Annotated in this window: 11 protein-coding genes and 1 pseudogene; all 12 read left to right on the top strand. The window is 33.1% G+C overall.

The genetic code is table 11. The features are described 5' to 3' along the window. Positions 1-37 precede the first annotated feature (37 nt). The 12 genes and pseudogenes from AC0L5U_RS07710 (at position 38) to AC0L5U_RS07655 (ending at position 19,450) form a co-directional block, all read left to right on the top strand. A complete protein-coding gene (locus AC0L5U_RS07710; protein WP_473415675.1) occupies positions 38-1,612 on the top strand; it encodes a BNR-4 repeat-containing protein in 1,575 nt (524 codons plus the stop codon). Positions 1,613-1,692: 80 nt separating this feature from the next. Further along, positions 1,693-2,127: a T9SS type A sorting domain-containing protein gene (locus tag AC0L5U_RS07705; protein ID WP_473415673.1), complete on the top strand. Its 435-nt coding sequence runs from the start codon at positions 1,693-1,695 to the stop codon at positions 2,125-2,127. A gap of 316 nt (positions 2,128-2,443) precedes the next feature. Beyond that, positions 2,444-3,787 carry a family 43 glycosylhydrolase gene (locus tag AC0L5U_RS07700; RefSeq protein WP_473415671.1) on the top strand — a complete coding sequence of 448 codons (1,344 nt, stop codon included), beginning with the start codon at positions 2,444-2,446 and terminating at the stop codon, positions 3,785-3,787. A gap of 21 nt (positions 3,788-3,808) precedes the next feature. Further along, complete coding sequence (locus AC0L5U_RS07695; RefSeq protein WP_473415670.1) at positions 3,809-6,079, top strand: glycoside hydrolase family 3 N-terminal domain-containing protein; 2,271 nt, start codon at positions 3,809-3,811, stop codon at positions 6,077-6,079. Further along, a pseudogene (locus AC0L5U_RS07690) lies at positions 6,079-7,205 on the top strand (glycoside hydrolase family 88/105 protein). The gene AC0L5U_RS07695 and the pseudogene AC0L5U_RS07690 overlap by 1 nt, the downstream one beginning before the upstream one ends. 112 nt (positions 7,206-7,317) lie before the next feature. Beyond that, positions 7,318-8,406, top strand: coding sequence for a ligand-binding sensor domain-containing protein (locus AC0L5U_RS07685; protein WP_473415669.1), 1,089 nt, complete (start codon positions 7,318-7,320; stop codon positions 8,404-8,406). Continuing rightward, positions 8,384-9,886: a ligand-binding sensor domain-containing protein gene (locus AC0L5U_RS07680; RefSeq protein WP_473415668.1), complete on the top strand. Its 1,503-nt coding sequence runs from the start codon at positions 8,384-8,386 to the stop codon at positions 9,884-9,886. The genes AC0L5U_RS07685 and AC0L5U_RS07680 overlap by 23 nt, the downstream gene beginning before the upstream one ends. A gap of 4 nt (positions 9,887-9,890) precedes the next feature. Beyond that, positions 9,891-11,363 (top strand): hybrid sensor histidine kinase/response regulator transcription factor, encoded by a 1,473-nt coding sequence (locus AC0L5U_RS07675; protein ID WP_473415667.1) that lies wholly within the window; start codon positions 9,891-9,893, stop codon positions 11,361-11,363. A gap of 170 nt (positions 11,364-11,533) precedes the next feature. Beyond that, positions 11,534-12,295, top strand: a complete 762-nt coding sequence (locus tag AC0L5U_RS07670) for a T9SS type A sorting domain-containing protein (RefSeq protein ID WP_473415665.1) — start codon at positions 11,534-11,536, stop codon at positions 12,293-12,295. Between the two features lie 257 nt (positions 12,296-12,552). Next, the gene (locus tag AC0L5U_RS07665) at positions 12,553-14,073 is read left to right on the top strand and encodes a T9SS type A sorting domain-containing protein (RefSeq protein ID WP_473415664.1); all 1,521 of its coding nucleotides are present in this window, start codon (positions 12,553-12,555) and stop codon (positions 14,071-14,073) included. 142 nt (positions 14,074-14,215) lie between these two features. Next, positions 14,216-15,967 carry a sulfatase family protein gene (locus AC0L5U_RS07660; protein WP_473415662.1) on the top strand — a complete coding sequence of 584 codons (1,752 nt, stop codon included), beginning with the start codon at positions 14,216-14,218 and terminating at the stop codon, positions 15,965-15,967. 21 nt (positions 15,968-15,988) lie between these two features. After that, positions 15,989-19,450, top strand: coding sequence for a glycosyl hydrolase (locus AC0L5U_RS07655; RefSeq protein ID WP_473415659.1), 3,462 nt, complete (start codon positions 15,989-15,991; stop codon positions 19,448-19,450). The last annotated feature ends 71 nt before the right edge of the window (positions 19,451-19,521 follow it).

Genomic DNA, 19,521 nt, shown 5'->3' with positions numbered 1-19,521 from the left:
AAAAAAAACAAAGACAAAACTTTAAAAAAACTAGAAAATGAAAAAGAGTTACCTTGTATTGTGTTTGTTATTAGTGTTTTGTTCTTTAGTTGAAGCTCAAAATGAATTAGTTGCTACATTAGATAGTTCAACTAGAGTGTCTGGTGAAGGTGGTTTGTATTTTGCAGGAACTAGGAATGTAAATTATAGGTTTTCTCCAAGAATAACACCACATGGCGATTGTGTAGATGTTGTTAATGGTTATGCCTTTGTTACTTGGTACAAAGGAGGTATGGATACCCGTAATTTAATGTTGTCAAGAAAGAATTTAAATATTCCAAACTCCAATTGGGTTACTATTGAATTTCCACACCAACATGTAGGGCAAGGTGGTGAACTTCTAAATGGTACAGGTATACGTGGCGATTCTCATAATACAGCAGCTATTGGCGTAAGTACAATTGATAATACTATTCATATATTATATGACATGCACGCTTATAGGTCATCTTCATTGCCCAATCATTTCTTTAATTATTCAGTTTCAAAAGCGAACATGGCTTTTGTACCTGATAATGAGTTTACTTTAGATATTTTCAATCCTAAGCGAAATTATTTAAAATCCGGAGAGGACTATGAGCGTATGACTTACCCGATGATACACAGAGCTGATAATGGAAGTTTAATTGCTAGATATAGGCAAGGTGGCTCTGGTAATGGCGATATACTTTTAGCGCATTATGATGGTAGTATATGGAGTGATAATTGGTTGTTTCATGAAGGTACGCTTGCGTTACCTAATAGAAACAATATGTATGGCGGTGAGCGCTTTTTAAACGGTAAATTTTATTCTGGTTTTTCTATACGATACTCCACTAATAGTGATACCAATACCAGTAATGGCTATATGCTAAATAGCGGATTATATTATGCATATACCAATGGAATTCCTGCAAATGCATCCACACCATGGTTTGATGTTGATGATGCTTCTATTTCGTTACCAATCAGAAATAATATTGACCCTAATCTTGACCCAGTTCAGATAGCACAACCAGGTGATGATTATGGGACAGCGTCATTACCAAGATCATCTTCCGATCCCGCTTGGACAGTTACTGAAAATGGTGCGATTCATTTTGTACAACGCGTTGATAATAGAAATGTGCACTATTATAAGTTGGCTACCGATACTAATTTTTCTAGTAATGTAGATGGGCTTATTCCAAACCCTCAAACTCGTGGTGAACTTTATAGTTATAAAAACCATGTGTTTATGGTGGAGCTTTTAGGGGGAAAAGTGAATATAAAAACAACATTAGAAGGACAAAACGATTGGGAAATAATTTACACAGGTACAGGAACTACAGATTATGAGCATTTTGATGCTTTTGTAACAGGTAATAAGCTTTATGTTTATCTCATGGAGGATACAGGTAACAATACACCAGGTGTAGGTGATAGGCGCCCGCTGTATTTTCAAGAATTTACATTATCTGAAACTAATACCCCAGTTTTAATAGAATTAGAGGCAGAAGATTACACAACAGCTCCTAATGATATTAATGTTGGTACAAGTGCTTCAGCTTCAGGAGGGGAGTATATTGACTCTTTTCTAATAACCAATTTGTAGAACATAAATTTCAAGTTACTACTGCTGGGACTTATGATTTTATTCTTTTAGCTGCAAATAGAAATAGGGATGACTCCATTATGGATATTGAAATAAATGGAACGTTATATAACGATGTTTTAATAACAAGAACATTTGACTGGAATGTTTATCTAGAAACAAGAATTCCTGATATTATGCTTAATCAAGGCGAAAACACAGTTAGACTAACACAACAAAGATCATTATCAAGTGAACCAGATAAAATTGTCTTTGAGTTGAAATCAGCATTGAGTATTAATGATTTTAATAACAGAGATATAATGGTTTATCCTAACCCTAGTCGTGGTATTTTTAATATAAAATCAAATATCCAAAACCTAAAGTATAGCTTAGTTAATATACAGGGTCAAGTTTTAGAAAAAGGAAGCGTTTCTCAAAACAGAGTAGACTTTTCTAACTTCAACAAAGGAGTTTATTATTTAGAATTATTAAGTAAAACAGATAAACTTGTGAAGAAAATAGTTATTAAATAAATATAACACACAAGCACATCTATTTTTTTAGTGTTTCTAATAATGCTTAATTCTTGTCAACAATAAAAAGATGTAAAGGTCGAATATGGATATAAAAATAGATCAATTACTTCTGCAACGGAGAAATAGTGTTTATTTAATAACCACGCTATCAGTCGTACAAAAAGTATTTGGTAATTCTCGTTAGAGGGGATTTTAAAAACGTTCTATTTGAATATATCTTACACCATACAGTACAGGACAGGTCTGACAATTTCATATTTTATCTTTAACGTTTTCAAAACCTTTGGTTTTTTAAATGATGCTGTTAACAATTATGAAATGTAAGGTCGAAACCTTAGTGCTTATTTTAATTTTTGGCGCTGGAATACAAGCCCAGAACCCAATAGTCTCCAATAAAGGGTTAAACGATCCTCACATACATATTTTTAACGATACAGCATATGTTTATGCATCTCACGATAAATCCATTGATAATAAAAAATTCATCATGGAAGATTGGTGGGTATGGTCATCTCCAGATTTAGTGAATTGGACAAAAAGAAGTGTGCTTAACCCAAAAGATACTTATATAGGAAAAGATTTTTCAAGATGTTGGGCAACTGATGCAGCATATAAAAATGGTAAGTATTATTGGTATTTTTCTGAAGGTAATGAGCAAACAGGAGTTGTTATGGGAGATTATCCAGTCGGTCCTTGGATAGAACCATTAGGAAAACCATTATTAACTTCAGATTTAACGCCAACACACGAATACGATATGGCTATTTTTGAAGAAAATGGAGCACATTATATCATTTTTGGTGTTTGGGACTATTATATAGCAAAGCTGAATGACGATATGATAAGTTTAGCCGAATCACCAAAAAAGATAGAGATTTCAAATGTTAGAGGGCCTTATAATTCAGATGGACATAACAAAAAAATGCCAACCGACGATAAACCATTTGTGCATAAATATAATGGTAAATATTATTTATCTTGGGGTTGTTTTTATGCTATGTCTGATAACTTATATGGGCCTTATGAATATAAAGATTCTGTTATAAAAGAGGAAAGTTTCGCGCAAGGATATGCAGCTCCAACATGGCCTAACGGATTTTTACAAGGACGTCATGGTAGTTTTTTTGAATGGCATAACCAATGGTATTACGTGTATTGTGATATCAGTCAAACAGGAAATCGCTATTTTAGAGATAGCTTTATTAGTTATGTGCATTATAAAGCTAATGGTGAAATGGCAACCATACGAGTAGATGGTATTGGCGTTGGAAATTATAACGCTGACAATAGTATTGAAGCCGAAGATTATTTTAAATCCGAAGGTATTACTAAAATTGAAAATACCATTGGTGGTTTTTCAATCCAACTACAAAATGATGATAGCTATACAACATACCCTAATATAAAAGGATTGAATGGTAAAAATAGTTTAGAGCTACAAGTGATAGCTCGTGAATCCACAAAAATAGAAGTTAGAGCAGATAATCCTAATGGTAAATTATTGTTTACTTGCAATGTACCTAAAAATGATATTTACACCCTTCAAAAAAGACAATTCGATGTTAAAAATATAGAAGGAATACAATCTATTTGTTTTGTATATAAAGGCATAAAAGATAAATCGTTTACACTAAATAGATTTCAATTTAAAAATTAAACAACTACTAAAAATTCCAAAATGAAGAAATTATTGTCGTTATGCTTATTAATCAGTATTGCTGTTACGTCTTGTGGGGAGACTGTTTCAAAAGATTATAAAGACGCATCATTATCCATTGATGAGCGCGTAGAAGCATTATTACCAAAATTATCCCTTGAAGAAAAAGTGGCGCAAATGCGAATTTTTCATGCTAATATTGGTACTAAACCAGATGCTAATGGTAACTTAAAATTATCAGACAAAGTTATTGAAAAATTAAAGTTGGGTATTGCAGGAATTAAAAATCCGGGAGAGCATATAGATGCCGTAGCAGCAGCAAAAATGAATAACGAGCTTCAAAAGTATATTATTGAAAACAACCGTTGGGGGATTCCAGCTTTGTTTGTTACAGAATCTTATAATGGTGTAGATGCTGAAGGTTGTACGCGATTTGGACGTCCAATGACATCGGCAGCATCGTTTAACCCAGAATTGGTGCAACGCCAATGGGATATTGTTGGTAGAGAAGCAAGATTACGAGGGATGCATATGTGTCATTCCCCTGAAGCAGATGTGGTGCGTGACCCTCGTTTTGGACGTATGAGTGAGGCTTTTGGAGAAGATACATATTTAACAACACAGATGGTAACTAGTGCTGTAAAAGGTGTACAAGGAAATTATGAAGGTTTAAGAAATGGAACCCACATTGGTGCAGTTGCAAAACACTTTGCAGGATACGGACAAGTCCTAGGAGGTTCTAACTTCGCAGCCATAGAAATTTCTGAACGCACATTAATAGACGAAATTTACCCACCGTTTGAAGCTGCCGTGAAAGAGGCTAAAACCTTAGGTATAATGGCATCTCATGGCGATTTAAACGGAGTAGCAAGTCATGGAAACCCAGAATTGCTAACAGGAGTGCTTAGAGATCAATGGGGATTTGAAGGTTATGTAGTTTCAGATTCAAATGATATTGCACGTTTATTTTATTTTATGAATGTGGCAGAGTCTCCAGAAGCGGCAGCTCAAATGGGCTTAGAAGCAGGAATAGATATTGATTTATATGCTGAAGATTCTTATGCGTACTTACCAGAAATGGTAAAGAAAAACCCAGAACTTGAAAAATTAATAGACAGATCGGTAAGACGTGTTTTAAGAACAAAATTCATTTTAGGACTCTTTGATAACCCTTATATCAATATTGAAGATGTTGAGAAAGGAAATAGAGCAGCGTCTTCTTTAGAACTAGCAAAAGAATCAGATTTAGAATCTATCATTTTATTAAAAAATGAAGATAAAGCGTTGCCATTATCTAAAGACAAATCTTTAAAAGTAGCCTTATTAGGGCCTCTATTAAAAGAAAACACAAAAGAGATGTTTGAATCTGTTGCGGGTTCAAATGTAAAATTCATTGCAGAAAAAGGATTCAATTTAACAAATCAAAAAGGCGGTGCTCCAGAACTTTTGGATAGAGACCCCAAAGCCATAGCAAGTTTGGTAAACAAAGCTAGGTCTGCAGATGTGTCAATTTTGTTTTTAGGAGGTGATGAGTATACTTCAAAAGAAGCTTATTTTAGTAGTAGTACTTTAGGAGATCGTGCTACGATTGACCCTGTTGGTCCACAAGACGAATTAATAGAAAAAATAAAAGCTATAGGAAAACCCGTTATCGTCGTATTAAAACATAGAAGAACATTATCCATAAATGCTATAGCAGAACATGCCGATGCCATTTTAGATACCTGGGATTTAAGTGAATTTGGCGATGAGTCCACGGCAAAAATTATCTTTGGAGAGGTATCTCCTTCTGGAAAATCTCCTGTTACCATACCAAGGTCTATTGGACAAATACCATTTCATTATAGCATGAAAGAGATTAATTATAAGAAAGAATACTTATTTTTAGGGCAAGGACCACTTTATCCTTTCGGACATGGTTTGAGTTATGGAGATTTTATGTATTCAGATATTTCAATTTCAAATACTGAAATCACAACTGATACGGAATTACAGGTTAGCGTTAAAGTTACCAATAACGGTAGTGTAAAAGCCAAAGAAGTGGTGCAAATGTATCTTAAAGACGAAATAGGTTCAGTTACAAGACCAGATAAAGAACTAAAAGGATTTGAGAAAATAGAATTAGACGCCGGAGAAAGTAAAACCGTTTCATTCACAATCACACCTAAAATGTTAGAATTTACAGGCATTTCAATGGAAAAAATTTTAGAAGCAGGGGATTATACTGTTATGGTAGGAACTTCTTCAAAAGATTATTTAGAAACCAAATTCAAACTAAAAAATAAGATATAATGAATAAAACGATTTTAACACTTTTAGCGGTTGTATTATTATTCAATTGCTCAACAGCTCAAAAAGTAGCTGAGGTTCAAACTATTAATAAAGCAGAGGTTAAAGCTTCTATGATTAAAGCTTTAGAGTGGCAAGAAGCACATCCAATTTTTGCCATAGCACCCACAGATTGGACAGCGGGAGCATATTATACTGGAGTAGCTAGAGCTCACAAAGCCACAAAGGATATGATGTTTATGGCAGCTTTAAAAAATCAGGGCTATTGGAATAATTGGCAAACATACAAGCGTTTGCATCATGCTGATGACATAGCAATTTCATATAGCTATTTGTATATTGATGGTAATGGTGGACGTAAGAATTTTGTGGATTTAGAGCCCACAAAAAAATTCCTAGACGCTCACTTATATGAAGATGATAACTGGAAAGCTGGAACTGATAAAAGTAAAGAAGGAAAAACCATTTTGTGGTGGTGGTGCGATGCTTTGTTTATGGCACCTCCAGTAATTAATTTGTATGCAAAACACACTAAACAGCCTAAATACTTAGACGACATGCATAAGTTTTACATGGAGACTTATAACCAATTGTATGATAAAGAAGAGAATTTATTTGCACGAGACATGCGTTTTGTTTGGAAGGGAACTGATAATGACAAAAAAGAGCCTAATGGTAAAAAAATATTTTGGTCTAGAGGCAACGGATGGGTAATAGGAGGTTTAGCCTTGTTACTTGAAGATATGCCTAAAGATTATAAGCACCGTCCGTTTTACGAAAAACTATACAAAGAAATGGCTGCTAAAATATTAAAAATTCAGCATCAAGATGGTTTGTGGCGTACAAGTTTATTATGTCCTGAAGCATATCCTCATGGAGAGGTAAGTGGTAGTGGTTTTTACACTTTCGCAATTACTTGGGGAATTAATAATGGTCTAATTGATAAAAACACACACCAGCCCTAAAAAAGGCTTGGAATGCTTTAGCTAAATGTCAACACGAAGATGGTCGCGTAGGGTGGGTGCAAAATATTGGCGCATTTCCAGAACCAGCGTCAGCAGATTCATGGCAAAATTTTGGTACAGGTGCATTTTTAATGGCAGGAAGCGAGATTTTGAAACTAGACTAACTAAGCTTAGTGTTAACTTATCCTGAAAAAAATAATAGAAATCGAGGGCTTTTTGGTTCTCGATTTTGTTTTTAAACCCTATTTTAAATAATAAAATACTGTAATAGTATAGATGCTAAAATACGTTACTTTCATATCAGCCTTTTTATTTTTACGCTTTGGCGTTGCACAAAGCGATGTTTATAAGTTTAGTCATATAACTGATGCTGATGGATTGTCGCAAAATTCTGTGGTAGCTATTCATCAAGATAAATTAGGACAGGTTTGGATTGGAACTAGAGATGGTTTAAATAAATATGATGGCGAGGAGTTTACTGTATTTAGACACCAAAAAAGTAATGAAACATCTATAAGTAATAATGGTATTCTATGTATTGAAGAAGATAGTAATGGTTTTATTTGGGTAGGAACATCTTTTGGGTTAAATAAATATGATCCCCAAAAAAATACTTTTAAAACCTATTTTTTGAATAAGAAAGAAAGTTTTGGTAGTAACGTAATTAATGTAGTCAAAGAAATGTCCAATGATCAAATTTGGATAGGGTCTTCAAGAGGAATTTCAATATATAATAAGAAAACTGATACTTTCATTTCAATCTTAGGAAAAAACAATATAACATCTATTCTTGAAACCAAATCAGGTGTAATTTTTATTGGCACAAAAAAAGGATTACTTCGGTTGTCAAATAAACCAAATAACAATTATCAATTTGATAGAGTTATGGGTACTGAAACACTATGGGTTCAAGATATGGTAGAAAGTCCTGATAGTAATATTCTTATTGGAACTCAAAAGCAAAGTGTTCTAGAATATAATATTTCAAAAAATAGTGTGCAATCTTACTTTGAAGAATCGCTCTTAAATGATAAAGACAAAAATGTTAGGAAACTACTTTTTGATGATAATGATAGACTATGGATTGCTACATATAACGGACTTCAAATAGCCAAAAATCAAAGAAGTATTACAGCGTTATATAATAATGATGATGATAAATCTATAAATGATAATTTCATAAAAACTTTATTTAAAGACAACGCAGGTGTAATATGGGTTGGTACTTATTATGGAGGTATCAATATCTGGAGCGATTTTAACAACAACTTTATTAATATTACTCAAAAAAACTCAAGAGGAGGCCTAAGTTTTAAGGCTGTAAGTTCTATAGTTAACTATAATGACTCATTTTTTTGGTACTGAAGGTGGCGGGATATCTATACTAAATCAAGATACAAATACCATAAAATACATTACAACAAAAAATGCATCAGCGCTTAAAAGTGATAATGTTAAATCACTTTGTATTGCTAGTAATGATAAACTTTGGATTGGTACTTTTACTAACGGTCTAGCAATATATAACCTTAAAACAAATGCCTTTGAGAAATTACCGTTTCCAAAAAAGTTACTAAATTTTCTAGAGAATGTAGGTGTGTTATCTATAGTACAATACGATAACGATAATATGTTAATAGGGACTAATTATAAAGGTTTAATTAAATATAACACACGTAAAAATACATTTAAGATTTTTGATACCAATACTAAACCCAAAGGCTTTATAAGCAATAATATTAAAACCATAAAAGTAGATTCTAAAAATAATATTTGGGTTGGCACTATAAGGGGATTAAACCGTATTTCATCAAACGAAGAGATAACAAATCATATATATATAACAGATTTGAATATTAAGTTCGAAATAAACACAATTTTTGAGGATGATAATGGTGTTTTATGGATTGGAACATTTGAGGATGGACTTTTTAAATTTGAAAATAATCACTTTGAACCTGTTGATTTATATGAAGATAAAGTTGAAATTAATGGTATCAGAAGTATTGAAGAGGCTGAAAACGGCAAATTTTGGGTAAGCACCTATACTCAAGGTATTTTAAAATACAATCCTGTTAAATACAAAGTTGAAGCTTATTATACTAAAAAAGAAGGATTAGCCAGTAATCAATTTAATCGTGATGCTAGTTTACGTATTGGAAAATCTCAGTATTATTTTGGAGGAGTTTCTGGAGTAACATATTTTGATGAAAGCAACCTAACAAAAAACACTTATTCGCCTCAGGTAATTATTACCGGTTTCAAAGTACAAAATACTTCGGTTGTAATTGATAGTAAACAGCAAGGTCTTGAAAATGCAATTTCGTATACAAAAGAGTTAGAGTTAGACCATAATCAAGGAAATTTTAGTTTATCATTTGCTATTCCTAATTTCATTAATGCAGGAAGTAATACCTATATGTATCGTTTAGAAGGTTTAGAAACAGATTGGGTAAAAACTTCTAATAATACAGCAACATACACCATTCAAAAACCTGGAAATTACACGTTTGAAGTTAAGGGAATCAATAGTGATGGTATAGTTAATCAAAATTCAACCACATTACAAATACAAGTAAACCCAGCACCATGGGCAACTTGGTGGGCTTATTTAATCTATTTTATGGTTATTAGTGTTGCCATATATTATCTACTTAATATCTTAAAATCTAAAACTAAACTTAAGCATCAATTAGAATTAGAACATGTAAGAGCGCAACAAATTGAAAAAACAAATACATCTAAACTAGAATTTTTCACAAATATATCTCATGAATTTCGAACACCATTAACCCTCATTCTTTGGGCCACTTCAGCAAATATTAGAAAATTACAGAGGGAGTAGCCAGATGTACAGAAAACTAAAAGTTGTTGAAAGTAGCTCCAATCAATTATTACAGCTTATCAATAGGTTGATGGATTTTCGAAAGTATGAGAATAAATTGATGAAACTAGAAGTTTCAGAAGGAAATATTGTAAAATTTATTGAAGAAATATGCTTGTCATTTTCTGAGTATGCTAAGGCTAAAGATTATAAATATAATTTTGCATCATCATCAGATAATATCAATTTGTACTTTGATGGCGCTAAGTTAGAACGGGTGTTTTATAATTTAATTTCTAATGCATTTAAATATACACCAGATCAGGGAGAAATAAATATTGAAATTATTGAAGAACTAGACAAAGTAGTTGTTTTGGTCAGCGATACAGGTGTTGGTATTCCAGAAGAATATGTAGACAAAATTTTTGAACGTTTTTTTGAGATTTCTAATCTTAAGGATGGTAAAAATAATAATAAAGGTACTGGTATTGGTTTGTCTATAGTTAAAAGCATTATAGACTTACATAAAGGTAAAATAAGTGTTGCTAACTCTACTAAAACTTCTGGTTCAGTTTTTTCAGTTGAACTTATAAAAGGGAAAGGGCACTTAAATGATACTGATATTGTTAAAGACTTCAAGTTTAGCGAAGATATTTCATTATATGAAAATCAGCTAAAAGCCCAAGATTTAAGTTTTGATGATACCACTATTTTTAGAAATATCTCTTCAGTCGAAAAATCTTCAATTTTAATAGTTGAAGATAATAAACAACTACGTGGTTTTATGCGTAATCTACTCGAGTTTAATTATAATGTTTACGAAGCTGAAAATGGAAAGGAAGGATTTGAAATAGCAATTAAAGAAGAAATAGACCTTATTGTAAGTGATGTGGTTATGCCTATAACTAGTGGGATAGAATTATGTGCATTAGTTAAGGGAGATATAAGAACCAGCCATATTCCAGTAATTTTATTAACCACTCGGTCTTCCTTAATATATAAATTAGAAGGATTAGAGCGTGGTGCGGACGATTATATTAGCAAGCCATTTAATATAAAAGAGTTTGAATTAAGGATATCAAATGTTTTAAAATCTATTTCGATATTAAAACAAAAAATGAATACAAACGAAATTTTAAATCAAGAAGATATAGTGATGTCTTCTCTAGATGAAAAACTCTACAAGAAAGCGTTAGATATAATTGAAAAAAGCATAAGCAATTCAGATTTCGATATTCCCTATTTTTGTGAAGAATTAGGTGTGAGTAAATCGGTGTTATTTACTAAAGTAAAAGCTTGGACAGATTATACACCCAAACAATTTATTCAACACATAAGGCTAAAACGTGCAGCTCGTCTTCTTGAGCAAGGTAAAAGTAATATAGGTGAGATTAGTTTCAAAGTTGGTTTTAAAGATCCTAAATATTTCAGTAAAATCTTTAAAAGTAAGTTTGGTAAAACACCTAAAGCGTACTCAGAATCTTTTTTAGAGTATTAATTGCCTACAATTAATTATAATATATAATTTTTTATTCATTGTGCTATGTACAAGAAGTAGTGCCTCCATTAAAGCCTTAAAAAAGGAGTTTTGTCCACTTTTTTAGGAGTTTTCTACTCTGATTTCCCTGTAAATTTGAACCATAATAATTAATTAAACTATCTAAGATTATGAAAAAAATTACACTATTTCTTTGTTTATGCTTTGTAACAAGCACTTATGCTCAAGTTACTGATGGAGAATTCTATAGATTAAGAAACAATTTTACGGCTGACGGTACTATTTATCTTTCTCACGATGGAGCGCCCGATGGATCAACTAAAGCAATTTCTGCATCAGCAGCAGGAGATGGTACTCCTTCTGATACTACGGTATTTCAGTTTGTCGAAATTGGAACATCTGGTAATTATGATATTGTAATTAACACAGGAGACTATAATTTAAGAGCTAATAGCACTACGGCAATAGAATTAAGGGCTTGGAACGGAACTGGATCTACATCTAACCCTGAGATTTGGACTGTTCGTGCATCTGGAACTGCTGGTGTGTTTAATATCCTTACTCCAGATACCTCTTCGGAAAGATTTTTAGTTTATAACGCTCTCAGTAGCGGCAATCCAGGGGTTATTGGTTATTCAGGGAGTGACTTTACTAGAACCCAATGGCATATTGAACCATTAAATACAATGAGTACTTCTGATTTTGAGGCAAGTTCTATTTTTATTTCTAATCCAGTAAATAATCTAATGACTATTAAAGGTTTAGATGGTAAAGTTAATAAAATTGAAGTGTTCAATCTAGTTGGTAAATCTGTATTGCAAAAAGATGTTAAAGGTGTATCTTCTTCAATACTTGATGTGAATTCACTTTCAAGCGGTATGTATCTTGTTAAGTTTTATGGAGAAACATCAACATTCACTAAAAAGTTATAAAAAGATAGAACCTTAGAGTAGTTCTTTTTTTAATTGAAGGAGACAGTTTGGTGTTATTTTCGTCTAACTGTTTTCCTGTTAGAAAAAATTACTTTTTTTAATACATCCCTAATTACAGGTTGTTTTGTAGACGTTTGTATAGTTGCTATTTAAAAAAGAAAAAATATGAAAAATATGGAAAATAGAGTTTTTAGAAAGTACACTAATATTCAAGAATTTAGATGTAAGTTCATCCTTACTGCCTTTATTGCGTTTTTTTGAGTCATGGTATGAATGCTCAAGTGCAATGGTATGGGGATCCTAATCTATCTGTAAATGATAATTTTAGACGATTAGACCCTGATGGAAATAGTAATCCAACAGGCGACAGGTGTGTAGATGATCCGAATACTCCACCTTTTGTAACCACACCAACGGATTCTGAATTTGGTAAATTTTGGCGTATTACTAAGCCAATATCTAGAAAACGTGCGGAATTTGCAAGAACCACAGGAGATGTAAATAGTTTTGTCCCACAGGATGGAGGTACATACTATTACGGATGGAGATGGCGTGTAAATGCTACGCCTAATCTTACTGATGGTGGTATTGCTGTTTTTCAATGGAAGACTGATGAAGGTGGGGATATAAATACGAATAAGCAGAATTACCCATTAAATATGGATTATGATGGGAGTGAATTAAGTTTAAATGCTTTTGGTCCAGCAGAACCTAATTGGAATAGGCCAGGGTCTATCACTCAAAGGCGTACTACCCTATGGAAACAAGCTATACAAGAAGATACATGGGTTACTTTTGTAATTAAGATAAACGTTGAAGATACTTATGATGCTAGTAATAATAGATACGAAGGTTATATTGAATTTTGGTTTAACGGTGTGCAACAAACCTTAGCTAATATGGATTTTGATGAGTATCAAGTGGTACTTACAAATTCTAATACAAGAGCATATCATAAAACCTATGACGGTATTGAAGTGTATCCTAAATGGGGTTCGTATAATGAAAATGCTTGTGATTTTCAGGTAATAACTGATTATGATGATATGCGAGTTGCTTCCACATACGCTGAAGCACTTCCAAGTAATTCAAACGATGGAGATCCTACTGACTTAGAAGGGCTTTATAAAATAAAGCATAGTGTAACTGGTAAGTATTGGACTGTAGACAATGTAAATTCAAATATGATAACTGCTGATGAGATTTTACCAAATAATGATTCACAAATTTTTGAAGTGAAATCTGTTGGTTCTAATGGTTATTACAACATTTCATGTGCCGACCCTAATTGGGATGCTGTAAGGTTTCATACTAGTGATGTTTATCCAACTACGACTTCAACACCAACTACTAACACAAATAATACAAGAATTTTTGAATTTATTTCCAACGGTTCTGGTGCTTATGATATCCATACGCCACAAACTACTACTGGACGATATGCCTATGATAATTCTGGAGACGTTGCATACATTACTGCTGCAGGTACTAGTACTAAATGGTTACTTGAGAGTATTGCCCCTCTTAGTAGTGCAAATTTTGATAAAAGTTCAGTCTTTATTTCTAACCCAGTAGATGGCGAAATAATAATTAAAGGATTAGATAATAAAGTTGATAAAATTGAAGTGTTTAATATGATGGGTAAATCTGTATTAGTAAAAGATACTAAAGGTACATCATCTTTAATGCTTGAAGTAAATGTTCTTACTAGTGGCCTATATCTAGTTAGGTTTTACGGCAAAAAGTCAACATTTGTTAGAAAAATCATCAAAAGATAGAACTCTAGAGTAATTTTTAACCCAATAGAAATTTATTAGAATTTCTGTTGGGTTTGTTATTCAAGGAATTTTATGAGTCAGGACAATACAGGATAGAACTTCATTTTCAAAAAACTAATTTTATTAACTTAGATATAAAAAAATGAAGTTAGTTAAAATAGTTGCTCTCTTATGTTTAATTTTTACTAGTTGTAAAAACAAAAATGATACCCAAGAGAAATCAGAAATTAACCATACGTCTTTAATATTACCAGAACGCCCAAATATTCTTTGGTTAGTTACTGAAGATATGGGAGCTTACATTCCACCATTTGGAGATACCACGGTGGCAACTCCCAATTTAAGCAGGTTGGCAAAAGAGGGTGTGATTTATCCAAATTTATATTCCACATCTGGTGTTTGTGCGCCCAGTAGAGCGGCAATTGCAACGGGTATGTATCCATCTAGTATAGGCGCAAATCATATGCGTACTACATCCTATACAGAAGTTACAGGGTTACCTAAGTATGAAGCTGTACCACCTTCAGGTGTAAAAATGATAAGCGAATGGTTACGAAAAGCAGGCTATTATTGTACAAATAACTATAAAGAAGACTATCAGTTTAAAGCTCCAGTTACAGCATGGGATGAAAGTAGTCCCTATGCACATTGGAGAAACAGAGAAAGTAATCAACCCTTCTTTTCGGTTTTTAATTTTACCGAAACCCACGAATCGGGTTTATTTGAGCCTTACGGATTTCGAGAAATAGAAACGAGACTTTACCACGCAGGAGATAGAGGCTACAAATGGAAAAATTTTGGTGGGTCGCATGCTAAAAATAGAATGGTTGAAGAAGATACTCCTATGCATTTGCCAAAAGATACCAAATTCAATATCCCACCATATTTACCTGATAATGAAGTTACACGTCGCGATATGTGGAAGCTTTATAATAATATCGTCGAAATGGATAAGCAGGTAGGAGCAGTATTAAAACAGTTGGAAGATGATGGTTTGTTAGAAAACACCATTATTTTCTTCTATGGAGACCATGGCGGCCCTTTACCTAGAGAAAAACGATTAATTTATGATTCTGGATTAAATACACCTATGATTGTTAGATTTCCAAATAAGATAAAGGCAGGAACAAAAGATAATCAGTTAATTAGTTTTGTAGATTTTGCACCAACCTTGTTATCATTAATAGGAGAAGAACCAAAATCATACATACAAGGGCAAGCCTTTTTGGGAGATCATATAGCCGAGGAGCGCGATTATATTCATGGCGCAGCAGATAGATTTGATGGGTTTACAGATGTAATTAGAGCTGTACGAGACAAGCAATTCAAGTATATTAGAAACTACAGGCCAGAACAAGGCTACTATTTACCAGTAGAATACAGAGAAAAAATACCAACCATGCAGGAGTTACTAAGGCTTAAAAATGAAGGTAAATTGAGCGATGTACAAAAGCAATGGTTTAGAACCAGTAAGCCAAAAGAAGAGCTATTCGATTGTAAAGCCGACCCACACGAGTTAAATAATTTAGCTAATAATTCAGAATATCAAGAAAAACTTAAAGAGTTAAGCTTAGAAATGGATAGGTGGTTAAATGAGGTTGGAGATGATCCAGATATAGCAGAAGGTAAACTCATTAAAAAATTATGGAATGATAATGATAGGCAACCAAAAACTGCGATGCCAATAATCAAAAATGAAAATGGAAATATAACTATCAGTTGTAATACTGAAGGTGTTTCAATTGGATATAGAGTAGTTAAGAACGGAGAGAAAGCACCTCAATCTTGGGAAATTTATCAAAGCCCAATAACCTTATCTGAAGGAGTGAAATTACAAGTTAAATCACATCGAATTGGTTATCTGCCCAGTAAAATACTAGAGTATTCAGAATAATTATAAAAATTTTCAATTGCCATGAAATATCTTTTCTCTCTTTTATTATCATTTACTTTATTATTTAATTGCCAACCCGAAAAGACCGACAAATCCACAACTAAAGACGCTTCAGTAGATTTAAAAACATTAAGCAAAAATTTTAAATCGCCTGCTATTCAATACCGTCCAGAAACTTGGTTTCATCTTAATGGAAATAACATCAGTAAAGAAGGCTTAACCTTAGATTTAGAAGCGATAAAAGCTGCAGGGTTACAAGGTATTCATCTATTCAATAAATCAGGGAGGCTTTATCCAAATGTAAAACCCATCAAAATTTTATCCCCAGAATGGGAAGACATGATTAGGCATGCCGCTGATGAATGTAAGCGTTTAGGATTAAAATTCACCATGCAAAATTGTCCGGGTTGGTCTATGACAGGCGGTCCATGGGTGCCAGTAGAAGAGGCACAACGTGAAGTGGTGGAATCTGTTTACACAGTAAAAGGTGGAAGTGAATTTAATGAAGTACTTTCACTTGACGCTTTATACAAAACATCAGATTACGATTATAAAGAAATACAAGTTCTCGCTTTTCCAACTCCAGAAGGCGATGATGTAGAAGTGCTTAATCCTTCGAGTGTTGAAAGTAATAATAAGTTAGCACCATGGGAAGCCATTTTTAATCCCAACTCTAAAATAATTGTTACCAGAACAACAACACGATTAGAGCAAAACTTAGATGATTTTAGAGTTCACGGAACGACCAAGATAAATGGAAAAGATACTTGGTTGAAAACTAAATTTGAGAAACCTGTAACTATTCGGTCTATTGTTTTTCCGCCTTTGCGACATATTTTGTTAGATAAACAATATCCTAAAATTGAAGCGAAATTAAAAGTACAAGCGATAATTGATGGCAAACTAAAAGATGTAACAACGGTTAATTTTCCTGATGGAAACTGGAATGACAGACGAAAATATGTAACCTTAACGATTCCTGAAACCACATCAAAAGAGTTCGTTTTTACTTTTAAAGGCGAACATGCGTTAGCACCAGAATTTATTCATTTAACTTCCAAACCAAGATTGCATAACCATCAAGCTAAAGCAGCTAAAACACTACGTCGTTTAGAAAAGAATGTAGTGTATGATTATGCTGAAAATACCATTATCAATTCCAATGAAATTATTAATATTTCTGATAAATTGGATGCTGAGGGTAGATTGACTTGGGAAATTCCTAGAGGCGATTGGACTATTGTGCGTTTTGGACATATCAACATGCGATTAACCAATAAGCCTGCAGTACCTGAAGCTACAGGTTGGGAATCTAGCAAGTTAGACAGGGTTGCGATTGAAAACCATTTACGAAATGGAATGATTGGTAGTTTAATCAAAGATGGTGGTCCTATTGGCGATGGTAAATTACATGGTTTGTTAATTGATAGTTGGGAAAGTCATGTGCCTACTTGGACTATGAATTCTCAAGATATGTTTAGTGAATTTGAACAACGCAGAGGTTACAGTATGAAAACTTATTTACCTGCAACTATGGGTTATATTGTTGAAAGTCCAGAAGTAAGTACAAAATTTTTAAGAGACCTGAGACAAACTATGGATGAGGTTTTTATTGATAATTTTTTCAAACATTTTGCAACCATAGCTCATGATATGGGAGCCGAAGTTTATACCGAAGGTGCTGGAGGAGAAGTGTTACCAATCGACCCCATGCGCTATTATGGTGTTAGTGATGTTCCAATGACGGAGTTTTGGTACCCTAAAGCACCATCTAACCAAAACGAATATGCTAAACCTATTTTTAACGCTGCATCTGCAACGCATTTATACAATAAACCGATGTTAGCTGCAGAAGCTGGAACCCAATTAGGTGTGCAATGGAAAGAACATCCTTTTACATTAAAATATTTGATAGATTATAATTTCACAAAGGGCGTAAATCATTTAGTATTTCACACGTTTTCCCATACACCGCAAACGGATGTGTTTCCTGGGTCTAGCTTTGGAGGTCATATTGGCTTTCCGTTAGTACGTGAGCAAACGTGGTGGCCTTATATGAAAGATTGGACAGATTATTTATCTCGAAATCAATATGTTTTGCAACAAGGGGAATACGTCGCTGATGTTTTACGATATTATGGAGATCATTTTGAAAGACCACCTTTTGATTTAGATTACTTTCCAAAAGGGTATCGTTTCGATTATTTAAATGCTGAAATACTAAATGATAAATTGAGTGTTAAAAACGGTAAAATTCATGTAGAGAATGCTGGGGATTATCGTGTAATTACACTCAGAGATTCAAAAAATATGCTATTATCTACTGCAAAAAAACTTAAAGAATTAGTATTGGAAGGCGCTGTGGTTTTGGGAGATAAACCTCAAGATTCTCCAAGTTTAATGGATGATGAAAACGATTTAAAAGCGTTGTCTCAAATTACGGATGCTTTATGGGGAAATACATTAGAAGGCGTTAAACAAATTGGCAAAGGAAAAGTATATTGGGGGAAATCACTCGATGAGGTTTTAAAAGCAGAACGGATTGAGCAAGACGTTATAGTGCCAGAAGGTTTGAATATAAAATGGATTCATCGTGAAACAGCAGACTCACATATTTATTTTGTAGCATCAAATCATGACAAATCAGTTGACGCCACATTGAGTTTTAGAGTCAACGATATGTACCCTCAAATATGGAATGCTTTTAATGGAGAGCAAAAGGAAGCAAAAATTTGGAGCACCTCAAATAATAGAACAAATGTAGTCTTATCTTTTGCTCCAAGTGGAAGTGCAATTGTTGTATTTTCAAAAGGAAACAAAAAGCCTTATGCTAATAAAGTAACTTATAATGATGCCATTATTCTAAATACAGTAACGGGATGGTATAAAATCCATAAAACTAATAACTACGCGAAATTAACATGGAAAAATGAAGGCTTTATAGTTTCAAAATCTGGAAAATACCAATTTTATAATAGTGAAAATAATACTACTAAAGATATTGTTGTCAATGAAAAATCACTTCAAAATAATTGGGAATTACGTTTTGATAAAGGTTGGGACACACCGCAAACTATAAAAATTGATGAACTAAAATCATTAACAATGTTAGCGAATGATGCTATTAAGCACTATTCAGGAACAACATCTTACAGCAAAACCTTCAATATATCTGAATCACCTCAGCATATAGTAATTGATTTAGGAATTGTGTCAAATATTGCGGAACTATGGTGTAATGGAAATAAAATAGGAGTAAAATGGGCACCTCCTTTTGTGTTCGATATTAGTGAATCTGTAAAAATAGGAGAGAATCAAATAGAAATAAAAGTAACAAATACTTGGCGAAACCAACTTATTTTTGATAATAGAAGACCAAAATCAGAACGAAAAACTTGGACTACTAATCCACCAAAGAAAGATGAAACAGAATTAGAGGTTTCAGGCTTGATTGGACCAGTAGTTTTAAAAATTATTTATTAAGTCTGCTTCGACTCAAATATCTAGTTGCGAATGGTTTGCATTTATTTAAGAACTAAGTGTTTCAACTATAA

The organism is Jejuia sp. G7-7, assembly GCF_055808955.1.
The sequence above is the reverse complement of the archived record's forward strand: the minus strand, read 5'-3'. Positions and strand labels throughout refer to the sequence as shown.